Raw genomic sequence first — 15,382 nt, 5'->3', positions numbered from 1 at the left:
TCGGCTCGCTTCGCTCGTGTTCGTCCTTGCGCATCTTCTCGGGAAAAAGTCGAGAATCTACGCAAGTCCCCGGAAAGTTAACAGACGTGCCACCCTGGCTGTTGCGCGTAAACGTCAGCTAGCACAGCCGGATTTATGCAACAACGCCCCACCACGTCCACATCGGATTTAAGAAGATTCGGGTTAGGATCAGTAGTAAAGTCCTTTGCACGAAAAACCCCATAATCCCGGTAGCCGTTACGCCAGGTAAGGTGAATTAGGCCGCGCCCACAGAAGCGTGGGCCATCACCAGGTTGCACGTTTCCATTGGATACGGCCTTATGGTTAATCTCGCCTGGGCGTTGTGAGATATATGTTGGACGATCGCGATTTTTAAGAAATCCAAGATTGGCCAGCCAACTATGTTTATGGTCGAAGTCATAAGCGGCATCTGCGGACGTGTAGCGTTCATACATTTTCGTGAAATAGATAGCGTCGCCATTCTCGATCGTGAAACGTAAAGCTCCTGTTTCTTTGAAGATTTGACCGAGAAAGTGGGCCTTGCGCAAGCTGCTATCGAACCCATATTTTCTGAACATTTGATTGAGTGCCAAGCCAATACCTCGCGGCATACTTTCCGCTTCGCTATTGGCGCCGTCGACAAATCGCCATTCGCTTAGATTCCACGATATTTGCCCGCCGGCATCCGGCATCGATCTTCGAGGCAACAATTGAATCTGTTCCCGCAAGCTCAACCAGGCGCACCGTCTAAAATACCGAATGAACTGGAGCGGGTGAAGAAACCAAATTTTCGCACCGGATTGCAGATTTGCCGCATCCCAAAACTGGAACTGCTTCAACAGGGCCATATATTTCGCGTACCCAGCGCTATCGCCGTAATAAAACTCACCCTGCTGGCTGAGCAGCTTTCCGTATCGCGCTTCATTATTTGTTCCGTCCCACTCGCTCGGCGCCTGACACACAAACCCCTTGAGCAGATCACGCACGCCTGCCGTGTTCCTGACGTACCGGGCGAGCGCTTCTTCCTTTTGATACGCCTCGCGCTCGCCTTGCTCCTGCTGCGTCTGATTCTCCTTCGCCGCGCCTAGAATGGCTTGCAATCGATCAATGTCACAGAGCCCGTCACCTGCAAACGGGCTACTGCCTTCGTCGATCTTCTGCCAGTTCGCGAGGAATGGAAAATCCGCATCCGACAGCTTCACGATCGCGTCGTTGTTGAGATCGATATAGCCCTCTTTACCCACAGCGAACGCTGCCCGTATCCACGTTGTTCTTGCCGTGCCGGCCGGGAGCGTCGGCGAAGCTGACAGGATCCGGCCGAAGCGCAGCAATTCATACCCATCGCTCGGGCACGCCGGATAGAGTTTCGTTGCCCGGTTGTAGAGGTTGTATTCGTACTCAGGCTCTTTCTTGTCCTTCAGGAGCTGGGTTCGCGAACCGTCTTCGGCGATACTCCACACGCTCGTGTACTTGTTACCCCGGTGAAAATACGATTCGATGTGCAAAGGCCGCTCGTTTTGACCGCCTTGCAACGCGCCGAAAGCAACGCCCTGCAATTTGCCGTTGACCGTTCCCGGCGGCTGCGTCCAGAACGGTTGGTGCGCCGGAACAATGTAGTGGCTATGCCCCCAGTAGTCCGGTCCCGTGGGCGTTTGCGGTTGCCTGTTCCCGAGTTGCGTCGCAGCGAAGTAACGATTGAAGTCATCGGGCAGCATAAAGATCTCGAAGTGGATATGCCGCTGCCCGTGACAACGTCCCGGCAACCCGAGCACGTCTTTCCGGTATACCTTTTTGCCACCGCCCGCTTGCGCCGGCGGCGCCACGGGCGGAGTCTGGCTCCCGCCGGGCGATGGCATGCGCAGAAACTCCGGCAACACGCTCGCGTTTACGCCAACATCGTTGTATCCGCTCAATTCCAGCAAATGCATGTATAGGGAGTAAAACGTCAGCGTGCGACCGTCACCCGTCTCCGTCGTATGCTTGAGCAGGACGAAGCCCGCGTTGCTATCGAGCGCGCCCTTGCCGCCATCGGTTGCGTGCTGGCACACCCGATATGCCACGACTTCGCCATCGGCAATCGCCCGTACTTTTTCGTTCCCGGTATCGGGATATAGATGCACGCCAGTGTGCCAGCGGCGGTCGAAGGCGATCGGATAGACACCGTGAGCGAGCTCGAAGGTATCCACCACGCTCATCATCGGGTCGGTTAGTTCGGGGTTGTTTGACGTGGTGCCGGCAACGGGAAGAAAGGGAGGGCTGATAATCATCGTCTTAGCGCGACATGTTGTAGGTGTTGGAAACCTTCAATTCGCTTTGCGGCAAATGGGGCAGCGCGTTTTCAAAATTCGTCGGCCCCTCGAAGGTAAAGGAGGCGGCCTTGATCTTGAAATCGCCCGGACAGTGGAACACGACATTGCCGTTCTCGATCGTAAGGGCGGCGCCGCCGCTCGCCATGACAGTCTTCGTGCGCCCTGTAACCAACACGTCGGCGCTAGCGCTTGCCACCCGCAGTTGCTTGTCGGCAAACAAGTCCATCGCGTCGCTCTGTGCCTGAATCTCGACCTTGCCCTTCGCCGCGAAGATCTTTAGCCCGAGCTTGTGCGCGCACAGCGAGATCAGGTCGCCAGCAGCCAGCGTGAAGCGCTTTACCGCGCTTACGTCAACGTGCCGGCCGGCGCTCACCATCACGTTTGCGCTGGCGGCCTGCTGGATTGACTGTGGCGTYACCAGCGCGATGCCGCCTGGTGCGCTGGCGATCAGCCCTGCGCTCTTGAGCTGGTCCAGCGCGTCTTTCAGGCTCGCCTGGGTCGCCTTGTCGGCGGGCACGGCCTTCGCCTGCGTGGTGGTGTCGACCAGCGCGGTCACGCGGCTCAGCGCCAACTGAAGCTCCTGGAGCGCCGCCTGCATCTCAAGCTGCGGGGCATTCGGGCTCGACAAGCCGTCGGCTGACAGCATCAGGCCCTTCGCCCCGTGCACGGTGCCCCAGCCCTGCGTGCCGATCTCGAAACCCTCGCCGCGCTTCTGTTTCTGGCTGTCGACCAGATAGCCGAGGCTGACCGACGACTTCATATGGACCGTCGCGACCTTCGCGCCTTCGCGGCCCTTCAGATCCTCGAAGCGGATCTTTGCGCCTTGGAGCGGCGAGCGCCATATCGCGCGGCTATGCCAGCCAGCGCTGCCATGCACAAGGTCCGGGTGCGCATAGTCATGCAACGCCCCGGCGATATACATGCGGTCCACGTCCCCGTTGGTGCCTTCGAGCCGGACCTCCGTGCCGGGCAGCAGCGGCGAATGGAAGCCCCCCTGGTACGAGGCACTGGGGCGCAGGAGACGCAGCGGCATGGTGTTCACGCCCCGCTTGCCCGTGCGGCGCTGGAAATGGGGCAATACCCGGTAGCGGCCGGCTTCGTCCAGCCACGCGTAAGGGCCGTCGTCGCCCGACTCGACGGTGGCGGTCAGCGTGCCGCTGATCCAGCGCCAGTCCCGCTCGGGGATGTACTCGGGGCGATACGTCAGATGCGAGGGCGTCGCCTCGAACGTGTTGATGACCGGCTGGCTGCGACTGCCTGTCGTGACAAGCTTGGTGATCACGACGCCGTGTTCGGCCTCGGGCATCTTGTGGTTGGTCAGGCGCACCACCATGCCAGGCATCATGCCGATCACGTTGCTCGTGCCCTTGAACGTGGTCTGCCGGGCGATCAGTTCGTCGCGTCTGGCGTCGGCCAGCATCTGCCCGACTTCTGCCGTGTGATGGTGCTCGGTGCTGCGGTTCACGCTGCCGTACACGGAGGGGTCGTCGCGTGCGACGTACGACTCGGCCTTCAGCGGATCGGCTGGCGTACGGTAGTTGTGCTCCCGCAACTCGACCATGGCCGGCACCAGTTTGCGGACCGAGCTGATCGACAGCACCGCCTCATGCCAGTTGCCAGAGAGGCCCGAAACCGGCATCAGCGGCACCTCAAGCGCGCGCACGTAGCCGCGCGGCGAGTTGCCGAACACGATCGTGTCGCGCTGTGGCCCGTCTGCCTTTCGGCCCTGCTTGAAGTAGAAGAAGATGCCGGCGCGCCGGCAATGGCGCGCCACAAAATCCCAGACGGTTTCCTCGTACATGAGCGCCTGCTTGAAGCGCTCTTCGACGCCTTCCAGCTTGAACTCGACGTCGAATGACTCGATCAGGTGGCGGTCGATGATCGACTCGGCGATCATGTCCTTCACTGTCTTTTCCAGGAAAATTCCCGAGTCGTACACCTGCCTGAACAGCGCAACACGTGGCTCGATGCGCAGCCTGTAGGTTGCCTCGTCACGGCTCGTGCTGACACGCTCCCATTGCGTCACCACGCCATTGACCGTGCGTGCGGGATTGATGACCGGGTCGGCCAGGCCCGGCAACGATGGGATCGCGGCGCGCTCGTCGATCGTGAAGGTCGACCAGCGCCCCACGCAGGCTGCGCCGTCGATCGTCTTGTCGATCGACGTGACGGTAATGTCAGCCACGTAGGCTTCGTTGAACCCTTCCTCGATACGGAATTCCAGAACATCCAGCGGTGAAGCGAGCGTAGCAATCGCGAGACCGAGATGCTGGGTCAGCCTTGCACTTGGATGCTGCAGAACATCATTGAGGGTTCGCATGGCGGCGGTGAAGTCCGGTTTCTCGTTGATCGGCACGGGCACATATGCCAGTGCCGTTTCGCGAAACAGGCTAGCGCACTCATTCAAGGGGTGTCTATCGGACAAGTCCTAACTTGAGTTGATTTTTCATTCTTTAAGACTTGATTTCCTGTTTTTTAAGAATTTTCTGCCCATTCTTTAAGAAATATCGATGGCATTTGACTTGCATGCCGACATTGACTAGCGCTGGATGGCGCTGGCTAGCGGCGAATGAAGCAGGCGTAAGCACGCCGCGTGCCGGCAAGACCGGTTAAGCTTGCGCCACCGCAACCACGCCGCTTGCCATGACCAAGCCGAGTACGGACCCGATCGCGCCCGAAGCCGCGCTGGCAGTTGAGTTGACCATTGAGCTGGAGGCCGGGCTGACGGCGGCCATCACGTATCTGAACCAGGGCAACATCGATGCCGCTGCCAGCTATGCGGCCGCGCTCATCGGCCGCTACCCGGCGCATCCCGCCGTGTGCCAGCTGAGCGCGCAGATTGCCTTGCAGCGTGGCGAGGCCACGCTGGCGCGGCGGCATATCGCGCAGGGACTCTCGCTGCGGCCGGATCACCTGCCCTCGCTGCTGATCGCCGGCCGGGCGGCGCTGGCCGATGGCGCGCCGGCAGAGGCGCTGCCGCCCTTGCTGCGCGCCTGCGCACTCAGCGGCAATGCCCTGGAGCCGAGCTATCTCGCCTGCCTCGCCCGGTTGCAGAGCGGAGCGGCGGACGCCGTGGCGGAACTGGGCCTGCTGATCCAGCGGGCGCCGGGTTTTGCGCCGGCGTGGATTGAACTGGCGGAGGCAATGCGCAAAGGCGGCGAGCTGCAAGCCGCGCTGGCGGCGCTAGACCGCGCCCTGGCGCTGGACGGCAATATCGCGCGCGCGCATTTCCAGCGGGGCAAAGTGCTGCATGCGCTCGGGCGCAAGGCCGAGGCAGCCGGCGCCTTTGCCAGTGCCGTGGCGCTGGAGCCGCGCAGCCGGGAGGCGCGCCTGAACCTGGCCATCGCGCAGCAGGAACTCGGCGAGCTGGCCGCCGCGCAAGCCACGCTGGAAGCCCTCGTCGGCGCGCATCCGCAGGACTACGACGGCTGGATCCAGCTTGGGCTGGTGCGGCAGGACCGGCGTGACCTGCGCGGTGCGCAGGCCGCCTTGCGCAGCGCCCTGGCCTGCCAGCCGGACGCTGCGCCAGCGGCGGTCAACCTTGGCATCGTGCTGCAGGAAGACGGCCAGCCGGATGCGGCCCTGGCCGCCTATGGCCACGCCTACCGCGTTGCGCCGGAGACCTTCGGCCGCATCGCGCAGGCGCTGTGCTCGGGACCGCACGGCCGGCTATGGGCCAACCTCGGCGCCTTGCGTGCCTTGCTGGCCAGCCTCGGCTACCCGGGCAACCCGGGCAGCACTCAGGACTGACCGCCCCGCTCGCGCGGCGCGCGAAAGCGCTTGCGGTAGACGCCGGGCGTGGTCAGTACCTCCGCCGCCAGCTTCTCGTAGCGCCCGGCGCCCTCTGTGTCGATCGTGCCGAAGGACAGCTCAAGCTCCGCTCGCGGCACCGGGCAGCACTGCGCGACAGGCGTGCCTTTGGGCAGGACACCGTCGAACTCCGCATCGGTCCATAGCGCCGGGAAATTGATGCCCACGTCATGGAAGCGGTCCGCATCGACCAGGCCGCTCAGCGTGCGGAACGGCAGATCCCAGCGGTTGGCCGGATGCATCGCCAGCAGCGACCACCCGGGCGGCAGCTCGATGGTCCAGAAACTATTGAATTTCAGGGCGACGGCATCCGAGTGCAGTGGCGTGCCGCCCAGTTGCTCCGGCACGTGAAAGCTCAGCGGCGCGCGCGGATGGCCGTCGATGCCCGGCTCAGGCAAGTCCCAATCCCACGAGAACACACCCCGCTCCACGCGCACATCGCATGGCAGCAGAATCACAAAGCCATGGGTCATGGCATCGATGAACGGCGGGCATTGCTTGATGGTGCGGATGTCGCGGCCGTGCAGGGGCKAGAACGCCTTGGGACGCATCGCCCGCACCCACTCCGGCAGCGCCTGCTGGGCAGGCTGCGGGCGCGGGAGGTTGTCCTGCAGCAGCGGATCGCAACGGAAGGTCACTTGCATGGCGTGCATGGCTTGGCTAGGTGGAGGCGCTCGATGGGCCGGAGTGGCCATGCAGTGTAGGGGCGAAGTGGCGAATGCGTCTAGCTGCCGCGCCCGCCGCCGCACCCCTTACCCAATGTCCAGGCAGTCATGACAATTTGGGCGGCATTCGCACAATCGCCGCTTTGGTAGTTGCCTTCCTGCCCGCGTCCAGCCACAATCCGCGCTTTTCCGAACGCCCCGCCAGCCGCGAGCGCAACCGGCCACTCATATTCAATTCCCAATGTCAGCCATGTTCCGGCCGTTATGAACGAATGCTGCCCCTCCCTTAGTCTTGCGCCATGTCGGACCGGCAGCGCCAGCACGGAGTGGCGAGCAAGCGGCCGACAGCGGCGTACCGGGCCGCATGCAGTGCCGAATGCGACACAGACCTTGTGCGCAGCGGCCTGCATGACGCCTCGGCAACGACAACGAAAAAGCGAGACAGCCTGGGGATGAGCGACGTAGCCGCCGCCCCAGCGCACCACAAAGGAGACACTCCGCCATGCTTGAACAGCCGTTCCCCGGCCGTGCCACCGCCCCCGGCACCGACGCGATCGAGGCCAAGGCCATCGACGCCATCGCATCCGTGGAGGCCAAGGGCTTCCTCGACCGCTACTTCCAGATCAGCGAGCGCGGCAGCACCGGGCGCCGCGAGGCATTGGCCGGCGCCACCACCTTCATGGCCATGGTCTACTCCGTGTTCGTCGTGCCGGGCATGCTCGGAAAGGCCGGCTTCGATGGCAGCGCCGTGTTCGTCGCCACCTGCCTGACCGCGGCGTTCGGCTCCTTGTTGATGGGCGTGTGGGCCAAGCTGCCCATCGCCATCGGCTGCGCGATCTCGCTGACCGCTTTCACCGCCTTCGGGCTGGTGCTCGGGCAGGGGCTCTCCCCGGCCGTTGCGCTTGGCGCGATCTTCCTGATGGGCGTGGTCTTCACCGCCATTTCCGTGACCGGCGTGCGCTCCTGGATCCTGCGCAACCTGCCGGCCGGCGTGGCGCACGGCACGGGCATCGGCATTGGCTTGTTCCTGCTGCTGATCGCATCCAACGACGTGGGGCTGGTGATCAAGAACCCTGGCGCCGGCCTGCCGGTCACACTGGGCAAGATCACCGCCTTCCCGGTCGTCATGTCGATCCTCGGCCTGGCCGCCATCTTCGGGCTGGAACGGCGCCGGGTGCCGGGCGGCATCTTGCTGGTGATCGTCGCCATCTCCGCGCTGGGCCTTGCCTTTGATCCCGCCGTCAAGTTCACTGGCGTGTTCGCGCTACCCGCGCTGAGCGCGCCGGGCCATGCCTCGCTGATCGGTGCGATGGACATCAAGGGCGCGCTGTCGCTGACGGTGCTGCCAAGCGTGCTGGCACTGGTGATGACGGCCGTGTTCGACGCCACCGGCACCATCCGCGCCGTCGCGGGCCAGGCCGGCCAGCTCGATGCGAAGGGCCAGATCCCCAACGGCGGCCGTGCGCTGACCACGGACTCGCTCAGCTCGATCTTCTCGGCCTTCTTCGGTGGCGCGCCCGCTGCGGCCTACATCGAATCGAGCGTTGGCGTGGCCGCCGGCGCAAAGACCGGCCTGGCCGCGGTGGTAGTCGGCCTGCTCTTCCTGGCAGTGATCTTCTTCTCGCCGCTGGCCGGGCTGGTGCCTTCGTACGCGACGGCACCTGCCCTGATGTATGTGGGCCTGTTGATGCTCAGCAGCGTCAGCAAGCTGCATATGGACGATATGGTCGACGCCATGGCCGGCCTGGTCTGCGCGGTCTTTATCGTACTGACCTGCAATATCGTCACGGGCATCATGCTGGGCTTCTGCACCCTGGTGATCGGCCGCATCGTGGCCGGTGAATACCGCAAGCTGAATGTGGGCACCGTGGGCATCGCGCTGGCGCTGGCCGTGTTCTACGGCGGCGGCTGGGCAATCTGAGCCTTGACGGCCGTGGCACTGCCAGCGGCCGGTATCGAGAGGCAACACCGCGCGGTCCGACGGACCATGCGGTGTTGCCACGCAAGCGGGTACTGAAAGCCAGCGCAACGATGACACTGGCTTTTTTGCGAAGCGGGCAAATTCCCGTCCCGCTTCTTTTTTTAGCGGCCTTGCCGTCTCGCGAATGGCCGCAAATCGCGCAGACTCAGGCCGCCGCGCGCCGTTGCGGCACCGATGCCTGCACCGTGGCTGCCAGCCCCTGCGCCAGGTCGGCGATCAGATCCTCCGGTGCTTCCAGGCCGATATGCAGGCGGATCACCGGCTCGGCGCCACGCCAGTACGAGTGTTCCGCCAGGCGCTCCGGCGCTGTCACTTGCACCAGGCTTTCATAGCCGCCCCACGAAGCCCCCAGCCCGAACAGGCTCAGCGAATCCACCAGCTTGCGCGCCGCCGCCACATCGGCGGTGGGCAGCGAGAACGAGACCAGCCCGTTGGCGCCTGAGAAATCCCGCAGCCACAGCACGTGGCCGGGGTCCGAGGGCAAGGCCGGATAGAACACCCGCCCTACCGCCTCGTGCGCTTCCAGGAACTGTGCCACCGCCAACGCGTTGCGCTGGTGCTGGGCCAGCCGCACCGCCAGCGTGCGGATGCCGCGCAGCGCCAGGTAGGCATCGTCCGCGCTGATCGCCAGGCCAAAGCCATCGTAGGCATCGGCAATGCGGCGCGCCAGCCCCTCGTCCTTGACCACCACCGCGCCCTGCATCAGGTCGGAATGGCCGCTGATGTACTTGGTCGATGCCAGGATCGATACATCCACGCCGAGCGCCAGCGGCTGCAGCGCATGGCCGGAAGCCCACGTATTGTCGGTGGCCACCACCACGCCATGGCGGTGCGCGATCTGCGCAAGGCGCGGCAGGTCCAGCACCTCGTACAACAGAGAACTGGGCGACTCCAGGTAGAGCAACCGCGTGTTGGGGCGGATCAGCGCGTCCAGATCGTCCTGGCTGGGAGAGAAGTAGCTGACCTCGATGCCCAGGCGGCGCAGCAGCGTTTGCTCCAGCCTGCGTACCGGCGCGTAGACGCTGTCCACCACCAGCGCATGGTCACCCGGCGACAGCAGCGCCAGGAAGGTCAGCGAGATCGCCGCCAGCCCCGAGGGCGCCAGGAAGGTGCGGTTGCCGCCTTCGAGTCCGGCAATCGCGTCTTCCAGCGCGCGGTGCGTATCCATGCCCTGCCGGCCATAGGAGCTGACACGCTCGCCGCGCGCATGGCGGGCCCGGATATCGTCATAGGCGTCCGAGTTCTCGAAGCGCACGGTGCTGGTGCGCACCACCGGCACATTGACCGGGCCGTGGCCTTGGACAAAGGGCGGCGTGCCGGCGTGGATCAGTTGGGTATCGCGATGATGGCTCATGGTTCCTGGATTGGGATGGTGGCTTGCGCCGCGCTCAGACGGCGAAGCGCAGCTTGTCGAAGGAGAAGACAAAGGGATCGGCCTGCGCGCGCGGGGCCGCGCCAAGCGAGCGGTTGAGAAAGGCGCGCGTGCGCTCGCTGCGCGGCGCGCTGAAAATGCGGCTGGCCGGGCCATGCTCGACAATGCGCCCGCCTTCGGTGAAGTAGACCTCGTCGCTGATTTCTTCGGCAAAGCGCATCTCATGTGTCACCAGCAGGCAGGTCAGCCCCTCCTCGACCAGGTCGCCGATCACGGTCAGCACCTCGCCCACCGTCTCCGGGTCCAGCGCGGAGGTCACCTCGTCGAACAGGATCAGCTCGGGCTCCATCGCCAGCGCGCGGGCAATCGCGACGCGCTGCTGCTGGCCGCCAGAGAGTTCGCCCGGATACGCGCCGGCCTTGTCGGCCAGGCGCACCTTGCGCAGCAACGCGATGGCCGTGGCCTCCGCCTGGGCGCGGCCGCGCCCCAGCACGCGCAACGGCGCGATGGTGAGGTTCTGCAGCACGGTCAGGTGCGGAAACAGGTTGTACTGCTGGAAGACAAAGCCCACACGCTTGCGCAGCGCAATGCGCTCGGCCTCGCTGCGCAGCTCGCGCACTGCAACGCCGCCGACCGTCACCGTGCCCTGCTGTGGCTCCAGCAGGCCGGTAAGGCAACGCAGGATGGTGGACTTGCCCGAGCCGGACGGGCCGATGATGGACACCGCCTGCCCGCGCCGCACTTCCAGGTCGATGCCCTTGAGCACCGGGTTGCCGCCAAAGGCAAGGTGCACGTMCTTGAGCGCAACCAGCGGCGCGGCAGCCTCGGGGACCACGGACAACACGGGTCCGCCGTTATGTTCAGGCAACAGCATATTTTTGTTCCAGGAAACGGGTGAAGCGCGAAATCGGGTAGCACCAGGCAAAGAACATCGCCAGCACGGTGAAATAGATCAATACGGTAAAGGCGGTCTGGTTGACGGTATTGCTGGCGATCTGCGCGGTATCGAGCAGATCGTGCACGCCCACCAGCGAGGCCAGCGCGGTGCCCATGGTGAGCGTGGCGTACAGGTTCATCCACGGCGGCAGCATGCGGCGCACGCATTGCGCAACGATGATCAGCCGCAGGATCTGCCAGCGCGAGAACGCCATCGAGCTGGCCGCCTCCCACTGCGTGAGCGGGATCGACTGCACCGCGCCGCGCAGCACCTCGGCCACATTGGCGCTGGCCGGCAGCGCCAGCCCCACCACCACCTTGAACCAGTCGGGGAACGGCACGATATGGCTGCCGATATTCACCTCGAACGGGAAGACGTAGGTGGAGAAGTAGATCAGCACCAGCCAGGGCGCATTGCGGAACACCTGCACGTACAGATGCGCCGGGCGCGACAGCAGCGCCACCGGCGACAAGCGCAACGCGCCGACCAGCAGCCCACCGGCTGTGCCCAGCAAGATCGCCAGCAGGCTCACGCCGATATTGACCAGGAAGCCGCGCACCAGCGCCGGCGACCATTGCCAGGCGCTGGCCAGCGCGCGAGCCAGGTCCGGATGGCGGGTCGCCGCGAGCGCCACCGCCACCAGCGGCAGGAGCCACAGCAACCCCGCATAGCGACCGGCGCGCGACGTTGCGGGCGCGGCGAGAAAAGTGGAATCAGCGCTCGCCATAGCCGGGCATCCTTAGTCGAAGTTCCAGCCAGTTGCCCGCCTGGCCGACCACCCAGGTCAGCAGGCCGAAGAACAACAGCAACAGCACCATCAGTTCCAGCACGTTGTCGCGCTGGGTCCAGATCATGATGGAGGCGTAGGTGATATCGCCCACCGCAATCGCGGACGCCACCGCCGTGGCCTTGACCAGCTCCACGGAATTGTTGACCAGGGCAGGCAGGGCAAAGCGCACCGCCAGCGGCAACTGCACGCGCCAGAGCAAAGTGCGGCGATCAAAGCCTAGCGACGCCGCCGCTTCCAGCGTGACCTTGGGCACCGCCTCGATGCCAGCGCGCAAGGCTTCGGCATGAAACACGCCCTTGTGCAGCGACAGCACCACCACCACCCACAGGAACGGCGTAAGCGGATTGGTCCGCTGCGCGTCCTGCAAAGCATGGGTGATCAGCATGTTGAGAACCAGGAAGGCGCAGTAGAGCTGTACCAGGGTTGGCGTATTGCGGGTGACTTCCACAAACGCGCGCGTGGCACCGGCCAGCAGCGCGTTGCGCGAGGTCAGCGCCGCCGCCATTCCCACGCCGGCGGCCAGGCTGCCGGCCAGGGTGCAAAGCACCAGCTGGATGGTTACCCAGGCGCCATGCACGAAGGAGGCGCGGTCATAGGCATCGGCGAGGAACGCGTAGTTCAGGCCGATGCGGTGCGCCGCATCGATCCACCAGGCAATCGCTGCTTCCATCAGGAACGGCCGCCCTTGAACTTGTCATGCAGCTCGGTCAGCGCCGGCGACGGCGGCAGGATGCCGGCCTTCTTCTCGGTGGCAACCAGCCAACCGCTGCGATGCCAGTTCTGCACGATGCGGTCCACCGCAGAAATGGTGTCCTGCTCGCCCTTGCGGGTCCAGATCACGGTCGGCGCGGGATTGAGTTCAGGCAGCACGATGCGGTAGTTCTGCCATTCCGGGTTGCCCCGCACCAGCGGCTGCAGTAGCGTGTTGTCGTGTACGGCGCCGGCGCAGTTGTCACCGCGCAGCGCCAGCAGCGATTCCGCCGAGCCCTTGAAGCCCTTCGGGATGGCGCCGTATTCCACCTGCACCGGGCGCGTATAGCTGCTGCCCTGCGAGATGCACACCGTCTTGCCCTTCAAGTCTTCCCAGCGGCGGATATCGCTTTGCTTGGGCACGATCACCGCGCCGCCCACGCGATAGTAAGGCGTAGGCACGTGGCCCAGCTGCTCACCGCGCTCGGCGTTGTATTCCATCGCCGCGATCAGCACGTCGACCTTGCCCTGCTGCAGGAACTGCACGCGATTGGACGGCTGCACCTGCACCGTTTCCAGCTCCACATTGAGCTGCCTGGCCAGGTCCTGCGCGAGGTCCGCATTGAAGCCGACGGGCTTCTGCGTGGCGGGATCGATCGAGCCGAAGGCGCTGCCGGACAGCATGATGCCGACCACGATCTTGCCGCGCTGGCGGATCTTGTCGAGCGTGGCGTCGGCCTGCGCGGCGCCGGCAAAGAAAGTGCCGGCCAGCAAGGCGGCAGCGAAGACGAGAGGACGCGGGGAGCGCAGCGAAAGAGTGCGGGTCATGGTGTGTTCGAGTTCTAGTTGGCTAAGTCGTGGTTGGTGCAATGCAGTCGACAAACTGTACGCAAGCGCCGCCGGGCACGGAACGAATAAAAGAGCCAATCGTTATTCGCATTCCGTTGCCCGTGGCAGCACAGCGCGGCCGCATATCCATGCGCGGAAAGATTCGTTGGCCGCAGGGGCGACGCTTTCTAAGCTTTGCGCTCGATTCGCCTCAGGCATTACCGTCATGCAACGTCGCACCCTGTTCCGCTCCTTTCTTTGCCTGCCCGTCGCCGCCGCCGCGGCTGCCATCGCTGGCGTACCTTTTCACAGTGATGCCACGCAGGCCCCGCAGGCCTTCCCCGCGCGTCCCGTGCGCATCGTGGTGCCGGTGGCGCCCGGCGGCAGCGCCGACAAGCTCGCGCGTACGCTGGCGCTCAAGCTCAGCGAGAAATGGGGCCAGCCCGTGGTGGTGGAAAACGTGGTGGGCGCCAGCGGCACCCTGGGTGCCGCGCAGGTGGCGCGAGCCAGGCCGGACGGCTACACCTTGCTGCTGGGTGGCGAAGGCGTGACGCTGAACGCCTCGCTGTTCAAGACACTGCCGTACGATGCGAGCCGCGCGTTTCGCGGTGTCAGCAAGGCGGTGGTGAATCCGCAGATCCTGGTCGCCAGGCCGGATCTTGGCGTGCGCAACCTGCAGGACTACATCGCGCTGGCACGCAAGAAGCCCGGCGAGGTCACGCTTGGCCTGCCGGGCAATGGCGGCATTGCCCACGTGGCCCATGAAATGCTATCGCGCCAGACCGGCATCAAGGTCAACTACATTCCCTACGCCGGGGGCGCGCCCGCCACGGTCGACCTGCTTGGCGGGCATATCGACGCAACGCTGATCACGCTCGCGGCGGTGACCGATTACGTGCGCTCCGGCCGGCTGACTGCGCTGGCGGTGACCACGCCTTACCGCTCGAAGGCGCTGCCACAGGTGCCGACCATGGCGGAGGCAGGTGCTGCGGGTTTCGCGGTGGAAAGCTGGCAGGGGCTGCTTGCGCCTGCGGCTACGCCTGCTGATGTGGTGGATCGCATTAGCCGCGATGTTGCGGCTGTGCTTGATGTGCCGGCTACGCGGGGGCAGCTGGAGGATGCGGGGTATGTTGTGGTGGGGTCTTCGGCGCAGGAGCTGGATGCTACTTTGGCTCGGGATTTGCCTAGGTATGCTTCGGTGATTTTGGCTTCGGGGATGTCGTTGAGGTGAGTGAAAGGCAAAGGAGTCAAAAGCAACTGCAGTTTCACCACCCCTGCGGGGCGGCGACCTACTTTCTTGTCTTGCGGCGTGTGTCAAGGTAGTTGTCGCCTCAGCTGTAATAGCCTAGACTAAATCTGACAGTGGTTGGTTATCCATGCCGCCGCACGTTGGTGCGAAGGGCGTAGCCCGGAGTGCCAGTGTGCGGCGGAATCCACAAGGAGTCCGCCATGACTCAGGAWCAGAAAGTCATCCGTGCCAAGGTCGGCATACTGGAACTGGCCCGGCAACTGGGCAACGTGAGCCAGGCCTGTCGCGTCATGGGTTATTCGCGCGATAGCTTCTACCGCTTCAAAGARTTGTACGAGCGAGGCGGCGAAGCCGCGTTGCAGGAGATTTCGCGACGCCGGCCACTGCTCAAGAATCGCGTCGATCCCGARGTCGAAACTGCCGTGGTGGCCCTGGCACTCGAATTGCCCGCCTATGGCCAGATCCGCATTGCCAACGAGGTCCTCAAGCGCCATGCCCTGCACGTGTCGCCGCAGGGCGTGCGCAGCATCTGGCTGCGTCACGATCTGGAGACCATGAACAAGCGCCTGAAGGCGCTGGAAGCCAAATCCGCGCAGGAAGGGCGTAACGGCCCGACGAGTACCGTCTTCCGCAATTGAGGCGGTGTAGGCAAGCTCTGGTGTCTTCGCGGGCTGCATAGGCGTCCGCTTAATTTAGGCGGACACCTATGAAGCCACTGCCCGGCCCCATTTCGGAGGGGCGCATCCAGCGA

11 protein-coding genes and 1 pseudogene are annotated in these 15,382 nt (G+C 64.3%); 4 read left to right on the top strand and 8 right to left on the bottom strand.

Going from position 1 to position 15,382, the window contains the following annotated elements; translation table 11 throughout:
* Positions 1-77: 77 nt before the first annotated feature.
* Positions 78-2,267 (bottom strand): hypothetical protein, encoded by a 2,190-nt coding sequence (locus AC1DQR_RS39270; protein WP_477135042.1) that lies wholly within the window; start codon positions 2,265-2,267, stop codon positions 78-80.
* Between the two features lie 4 nt (positions 2,268-2,271).
* On the bottom strand, positions 2,272-4,716 hold the full coding sequence (locus AC1DQR_RS39265; RefSeq protein ID WP_477135041.1) for a type VI secretion system Vgr family protein: 2,445 nt from the start codon (positions 4,714-4,716) through the stop codon (positions 2,272-2,274).
* Positions 4,717-4,952: 236 nt separating this feature from the next.
* Here AC1DQR_RS39265 and AC1DQR_RS39260 point away from each other — a divergent pair, with 236 nt between their 5' ends.
* The gene (locus tag AC1DQR_RS39260; RefSeq protein ID WP_477135040.1) at positions 4,953-6,059 is read left to right on the top strand and encodes a tetratricopeptide repeat protein; all 1,107 of its coding nucleotides are present in this window, start codon (positions 4,953-4,955) and stop codon (positions 6,057-6,059) included.
* Here the strand turns inward: AC1DQR_RS39260 and AC1DQR_RS39255 are convergent.
* A complete protein-coding gene (locus AC1DQR_RS39255) occupies positions 6,050-6,763 on the bottom strand; it encodes a hypothetical protein (protein WP_477135039.1) in 714 nt (237 codons plus the stop codon). The two genes, AC1DQR_RS39260 and AC1DQR_RS39255, sit on opposite strands and share 10 nt — an antisense overlap.
* Before the next feature lie 523 nt (positions 6,764-7,286).
* Here AC1DQR_RS39255 and AC1DQR_RS39250 point away from each other — a divergent pair.
* Entirely contained in the window at positions 7,287-8,705 is a 1,419-nt protein-coding gene (locus AC1DQR_RS39250) for an NCS2 family permease (RefSeq protein WP_150991452.1), read from the top strand.
* Positions 8,706-8,910: 205 nt separating this feature from the next.
* On the opposite strand, the gene metC is transcribed toward AC1DQR_RS39250, so the two are convergent.
* The 5 genes from metC to AC1DQR_RS39225 are packed head-to-tail and all read right to left on the bottom strand — an operon-like array spanning position 8,911 to position 13,382.
* Positions 8,911-10,119: a cystathionine beta-lyase gene (gene metC / locus AC1DQR_RS39245; RefSeq protein ID WP_477135038.1), complete on the bottom strand. Its 1,209-nt coding sequence runs from the start codon at positions 10,117-10,119 to the stop codon at positions 8,911-8,913.
* 34 nt (positions 10,120-10,153) lie between these two features.
* A complete protein-coding gene (locus AC1DQR_RS39240) occupies positions 10,154-11,011 on the bottom strand; it encodes an amino acid ABC transporter ATP-binding protein (RefSeq protein WP_477135037.1) in 858 nt (285 codons plus the stop codon).
* Positions 10,998-11,801: an amino acid ABC transporter permease gene (locus AC1DQR_RS39235; protein ID WP_416052956.1), complete on the bottom strand. Its 804-nt coding sequence runs from the start codon at positions 11,799-11,801 to the stop codon at positions 10,998-11,000. Before AC1DQR_RS39235 ends, AC1DQR_RS39240 begins: the two co-directional genes overlap by 14 nt.
* Entirely contained in the window at positions 11,788-12,534 is a 747-nt protein-coding gene (locus tag AC1DQR_RS39230) for an amino acid ABC transporter permease (protein ID WP_416052957.1), read from the bottom strand. Before AC1DQR_RS39230 ends, AC1DQR_RS39235 begins: the two co-directional genes overlap by 14 nt.
* The gene (locus AC1DQR_RS39225; protein ID WP_416052958.1) at positions 12,534-13,382 is read right to left on the bottom strand and encodes a transporter substrate-binding domain-containing protein; all 849 of its coding nucleotides are present in this window, start codon (positions 13,380-13,382) and stop codon (positions 12,534-12,536) included. The genes AC1DQR_RS39230 and AC1DQR_RS39225 overlap by 1 nt, the downstream gene beginning before the upstream one ends.
* A 226-nt stretch (positions 13,383-13,608) precedes the next feature.
* Here AC1DQR_RS39225 and AC1DQR_RS39220 point away from each other — a divergent pair, with 226 nt between their 5' ends.
* Positions 13,609-14,613: a tripartite tricarboxylate transporter substrate binding protein gene (locus tag AC1DQR_RS39220; protein WP_477135036.1), complete on the top strand. Its 1,005-nt coding sequence runs from the start codon at positions 13,609-13,611 to the stop codon at positions 14,611-14,613.
* Between the two features lie 218 nt (positions 14,614-14,831).
* A pseudogene (locus AC1DQR_RS39215) lies at positions 14,832-15,233 on the top strand (helix-turn-helix domain-containing protein); the annotation flags it as partial.
* Positions 15,234-15,382: the final 149 nt, after the last annotated feature.

The organism is Cupriavidus sp. 05L411, assembly GCF_056398045.1.
Note: the sequence above shows the minus strand (reverse complement) of the source record. Positions and strands in the feature narration are given on the sequence as shown.

What these genes read in the sequence shown, in the direction of transcription:
- AC1DQR_RS39270 (WP_477135042.1), bottom strand. Translation starts at nt 2,267, where the DNA reads ATGATTATCAGCCCTCCCTTTCTTCCCGTTGCCGGCACCACGTCAAAC.
- AC1DQR_RS39260 (WP_477135040.1), top strand. Translation starts at nt 4,953, where the DNA reads ATGACCAAGCCGAGTACGGACCCGATCGCGCCCGAAGCCGCGCTGGCA.
- AC1DQR_RS39250 (WP_150991452.1), top strand. Translation starts at nt 7,287, where the DNA reads ATGCTTGAACAGCCGTTCCCCGGCCGTGCCACCGCCCCCGGCACCGAC.
- metC (WP_477135038.1), bottom strand. Translation starts at nt 10,119, where the DNA reads ATGAGCCATCATCGCGATACCCAACTGATCCACGCCGGCACGCCGCCC.
- AC1DQR_RS39235 (WP_416052956.1), bottom strand. Translation starts at nt 11,801, where the DNA reads ATGGCGAGCGCTGATTCCACTTTTCTCGCCGCGCCCGCAACGTCGCGC.
- AC1DQR_RS39230 (WP_416052957.1), bottom strand. Translation starts at nt 12,534, where the DNA reads ATGGAAGCAGCGATTGCCTGGTGGATCGATGCGGCGCACCGCATCGGC.
- AC1DQR_RS39225 (WP_416052958.1), bottom strand. Translation starts at nt 13,382, where the DNA reads ATGACCCGCACTCTTTCGCTGCGCTCCCCGCGTCCTCTCGTCTTCGCT.
- AC1DQR_RS39220 (WP_477135036.1), top strand. Translation starts at nt 13,609, where the DNA reads ATGCAACGTCGCACCCTGTTCCGCTCCTTTCTTTGCCTGCCCGTCGCC.